This window comes from Bacillus sp. 05T31, assembly GCF_056396725.1.
The window spans coordinates 1-4616 of record NZ_JBFTMA010000314.1; the positions used below are offsets into that span (position 1 = coordinate 1).

The window sequence follows — 4616 nt, forward strand, 5'->3', positions numbered from 1 at the left end:
AGCTAAGAGAGCCCGAAAAACAAGTGTCGTTCGGGTGTTCGGCGAAGGATTATTATTTTTAATATTTGGTGCAGTTGTAGTTGGACCAATTATCGCGTTTATATTCACAATTATTACTTGGTTTGGTGAAAAATAGAATAAAAAATAAAAAAGAACGCTTGTTCTACACGAACAAACGTGCTATACTTTCCTTAGATAAGCAAAACGGAAATGATTTTAAGGAGAGATAAATGATGAAAATGACAGTAGACCAAAGATTTATGATGCCAGCAGATGTTGTAGAACGAGTGGAAGTATTACGAAACAAACAAAGCAAGCGTGGCACATTATTACAATCGGTAAAAAAATTTTTCGGTTTAGATACGAAAGAAGATTGTATTTGGTTTTACGGTTTTTACGGAGTGGCTGTAAGTATTGTATTATTTATGGTATTCACATCAAATATTTTCGATGTTCTCTTCGCATAAGAAATATGCCATAAGGACATTGCCACCGAATACATATATAAGGAAGTAAGGTAATTTTTTAGAGCGGGAGTTGGTAGTAATGGCGATGTTCCCTATAGAGCGTAACTATATTGGGTATGGAAATTCACGACCAGGAATTCCTCTTTCAAAAGTAAGATTTATTGTAAGTCATGACACGGGGAACCCTGGTAGCAATGCGATAGGAAATCGGGATTACTTTAATGAAATACAACCGAAAGCTTCAGCGCATACATTTATTGATGATAAAACAATATTAGAAATTGTTCCTATAAATGAAGTTGCGTACCATGTTCGATACAATGTGCCAACGGATAATGAGTTATTCGGTTATGATGCGAATAAGGCTGCAATTGGGGTTGAACTTTGCTATGGTGGCGACGTAAACTTTTGGGAGGCGTATACTCGTTTTACGTGGTATCACGCTTATTTATGTCAAAATTTCGGTTTAAATCCTAAAAAGGCTATTGTGTCACACAAAACGTTGGATCCTACTCGGAAAATCGATCCTGAGAATGTATTAGGGCAACAAGGAATTAAATTTCAGCAGTTTTTAGCAGATGTCTATCGGATGTATGTTTCGTTTAGATGACAAATATATGAAAAATGAATACAATAAAGATAGATGCCTACTGCTGTAAGTAGGTTTTTTCTTGTTTATATAAATAGAGCAGAGGTAGAAGACTAGGAGTGAACTAAGTATGCAAAAAGAAACAGTTATTATTATCGGAGGCGGTCCATGCGGATTAGCAGCGGCGATTTCGTTGCAAAAAGTGGGGTTAAATCCGTTAGTAATCGAAAAAGGAAACATTGTAAATGCAATTTATAATTATCCAACTCATCAAACATTTTTCTCCTCTAGTGAAAAATTAGAAATTGGTGAAGTTGCTTTTATTACAGAAAATCGTAAGCCATTTCGTAATCAGGCGCTTGCGTATTATCGTGAAGTAGTAAAGCGTAAATCTATACGTGTAAATGCATTTGAACGAGTGGAACAAGTTCAAAAAGATGGTGATGTTTTTAAAGTTGAAACGACGAAGCGTGACGGAAACAAAGAAATATATGTTGCGAAATACATTGTTGTCGCAACTGGATATTATGATAATCCGAATTATATGAATGTACCTGGTGAGAAACTTGAGAAAGTAGCTCATTATTTCAAAGAAGGACACCCTTATTTTGATCGAGATGTCGTTGTAATAGGTGGTAAAAATTCAAGTATAGATGCAGCGTTAGAGCTTGTTAAATCGGGTGCACGTGTAACAGTTCTATACCGTGGTGGGGAATACTCGCCAAGTATTAAGTCGTGGATTTTGCCGGAATTTGAGGCGTTAGTACGAAATGGGACAATTCAAATGCATTTCCATGCGCATGTAAAAGAAATTACTGAGCATACGTTGACGTATACAGTAGATGGTGAGGTAAATACAATTCAAAACGATTTTGTATTTGCTATGACGGGTTACCATCCAGACCACAGCTTCTTAACAAAAATGGGAGTTCGGATTGATGAAGAAACAGGGCGCCCGATTTATATAGAGGGTAGTATGGAAACAAACGCTGAAAATATTTTTATTGCAGGTGTAATTGCTGCGGGGAATAACGCAAATGAAATATTTATCGAGAACGGTAGATTCCATGGAGATGCGATTGCGCAAACCATTGCATCAAGAGAAGAATAAAAAGAAGCTGTCGAAATCTTCGACAGCTTCTTTTTAATCGTGCATAAACATATGTTGGATTGTTTCGTGAGAGTTTGTGTTTTCTAGTGCGACTAGTAATTTAATTCGCGCCTTTTGAGCGTTTAAACCGTAGGTGAAAACAATGCCCATATCTTTTAATTGTTTTCCGCCACCTTCATAAGAGTATACGTCTTGAACGATACCGTTAAAGCAGCGTGAAACTAATACAATTGGAATGCCTTTTTCTATTAATCGCCCTAGACTAGGAAGTGTTCTTGGAGGTAAATTACCTTGTCCAAGTGCTTCAATAACAATTCCGTCTACTGGTAGTGTTTCGATTGCTGATAATAATGTATCATCCATACCTGCGTATGCTTTTAGAACGACAACGTTTTTAGAAATCTGTCGTACTGTGCATGTTTCGTGATGCACTAAAGCATGATGGAAAACAACACCACGTTTTGTTACCATGCCAATTGGTCCGTACTGTGGACTTTGGAAKGTCGCGACATTACTTGTGTGCGTTTTTGTTACATTTGTAGCACAATGTATTTCGTCATTTAATACGACTAGAACGCCTTTTTCAGCAGCTTCATTACTACTAGCAACTTTTACAGCTGATAAGAAATTATATAGACCATCGGCACCTAATTCATTACTAGAACGCATTGCCCCTGTCACAACGATTGGGATAGTTGCTTGAACTGTTAAATCAAGAAAATAAGCTGTCTCTTCTAATGTATCGGTACCATGCGTGATGACTACGCCGTGAATATCGTCTTGTTTTACTCTTTCGTCAATGATGACTTGCAATTGTAGCATTTCGCTAGGAGTCATGTGAGGAGATGGAAGATGGAACACATCTTCGACAATTAAATCAACATCGCCTTCTAAATCAGGAATGAATTTTAAAAGAGGATTCTTTTTACCTGGTTGTACGACCCCAGTTTCTTTATCTTCCTCCATTGCAATTGTTCCACCTGTGTGTAAAACTAGGATTCTTTTCAATGCTTATACCCCTTTCAAGTTGAAAAATACATTTAGAACATAACATGTTTTGAGTAAATTCGACAATGAAAATGTATAAAAGTATGCTTAGAAAATGACAATAAAATAAATTACCTTAAGTGTGCTCCGGTAAGTGGTTATTAGGTTAGGTTTTGTTTATGGAAATTTATGAGAGTAGATGTGTAAGTGTAGAGAGGGAAGGAGTGAGTTTTTTTGAAAAAAGTGGAGAAAATTATAATTCGTATATTACTGATTCAATTTATTTTTCTTTCTGTCGTCCAACTGCTTTTTATACATAAATCTTCAGTGAAATATTTATCGAAAATTGTTTATTACGAAGGTGTGGTCACGAAAAATAAGGCGGAAATCTTACAGGTGAATAAGTAGTTTTCATTTTCTTCTATGATGGATTATGCTACAATTATTGAGGATTTAATGACGTGAGGCAAATGAGAAGAAGCAGGGGGAAAATACCTGCTTTTCGTTTTGTTTTATAAGTGAAAAATGAGGTGTTACAATGGATAAACGAATTTCGATTGCTATAGATGGTCCAGCGGCTGCTGGGAAAAGTACAGTGGCAAAAGTTGTTGCAAAAAAACTTTCATATGTTTACATTGATACAGGCGCAATGTACCGTACTATTACATATGCAGCCCTTGAACAAAAAGTGGATATTGAAAATGAAGAAAAGTTAATGGAAGTTGTAAAAAATGTAAACATTGAATTTCAGCAAGGGGAAAATACACAACTTGTATTTTTAAATGGACAAGATGTTTCTGAAGTGATTCGTACGCCAGATGTGACGAATCGTGTATCTATTGTAGCAAAGCATCGTCTTGTTCGTGAAGAAATGGTACGTCGTCAACAAGGATTAGCTAAAAAAGGCGGCGTAGTAATGGATGGCCGTGATATTGGTACACATGTACTACCAGATGCTGAAGTGAAAATCTTTATGCTTGCTTCTGTAGAAGAAAGAGCGGAAAGAAGACATTTAGAAAATATGAATAAAGGTTTCGATTCTAATTTAGAGCAGTTAAGAGAAGAAATTGCTAGGCGTGATAAATTAGATTCAGAACGCGAAGTTTCTCCTTTGAAAAAAGCTGATGATGCATTGGAATTAGATACAACTTCTTTATCAATTGAAGAAGTTGTCCAAAAAATTATGGGTATTGTTTCAGGAGTATTTGCGAAATAAAGAAAGAGGACTATCCTCTTTCTTTATTTTTTTTTTTTTTTTGAAATGTAAAGGATAAGTGAATTTTAAGTCTCTTTTCTTGACAAATGGGCTAATTTGTAAGAAGTTAGTTACAGAGGAAAAAAACTGTCAGAATATATTCGCTATTATATTTCAAATCATACTTTCTTCAAGATGATTTTGCTGTATACTATTTATATAGATTTAATATAGTTTCTTGTGAACTGTATTGAGACAGAATATGTG

General features: G+C 35.6%; 6 protein-coding genes. 5 read left to right on the forward strand and 1 reads right to left on the reverse strand.

Annotation, left to right across the window (positions count from 1 at the left end; all coding sequences use genetic code 11):
* Window positions 1–230 precede the first annotated feature (230 nt).
* The 3 genes from AC1DJR_RS17925 (at window position 231) to AC1DJR_RS17935 (ending at window position 2167) form a co-directional block, all read left to right on the forward strand.
* Window positions 231–467, forward strand: coding sequence for a DUF3961 domain-containing protein (locus tag AC1DJR_RS17925; RefSeq protein ID WP_477003161.1), 237 nt, complete (start codon window positions 231–233; stop codon window positions 465–467).
* Between the two features lie 79 nt (window positions 468–546).
* Window positions 547–1077 carry a peptidoglycan recognition protein family protein gene (locus AC1DJR_RS17930; protein ID WP_002011791.1) on the forward strand — a complete coding sequence of 177 codons (531 nt, stop codon included), beginning with the start codon at window positions 547–549 and terminating at the stop codon, window positions 1075–1077.
* A 109-nt stretch (window positions 1078–1186) separates the two neighbouring features.
* Window positions 1187–2167: a YpdA family putative bacillithiol disulfide reductase gene (locus tag AC1DJR_RS17935; protein ID WP_477003162.1), complete on the forward strand. Its 981-nt coding sequence runs from the start codon at window positions 1187–1189 to the stop codon at window positions 2165–2167.
* Window positions 2168–2200: 33 nt separating this feature from the next.
* Here the strand turns inward: AC1DJR_RS17935 and ansA are convergent, their stop codons facing one another.
* Window positions 2201–3175 (reverse strand): asparaginase, encoded by a 975-nt coding sequence (gene ansA / locus AC1DJR_RS17940; protein ID WP_002030754.1) that lies wholly within the window; start codon window positions 3173–3175, stop codon window positions 2201–2203.
* Between the two features lie 213 nt (window positions 3176–3388).
* Here ansA and AC1DJR_RS17945 point away from each other — a divergent pair, with 213 nt between their 5' ends.
* Window positions 3389–3562, forward strand: a complete 174-nt coding sequence (locus AC1DJR_RS17945) for a DUF5359 family protein (RefSeq protein ID WP_002135263.1) — start codon at window positions 3389–3391, stop codon at window positions 3560–3562.
* Window positions 3563–3692: 130 nt separating this feature from the next.
* Window positions 3693–4370, forward strand: coding sequence for a (d)CMP kinase (gene cmk / locus AC1DJR_RS17950; protein WP_002011798.1), 678 nt, complete (start codon window positions 3693–3695; stop codon window positions 4368–4370).
* Window positions 4371–4616: the final 246 nt, after the last annotated feature.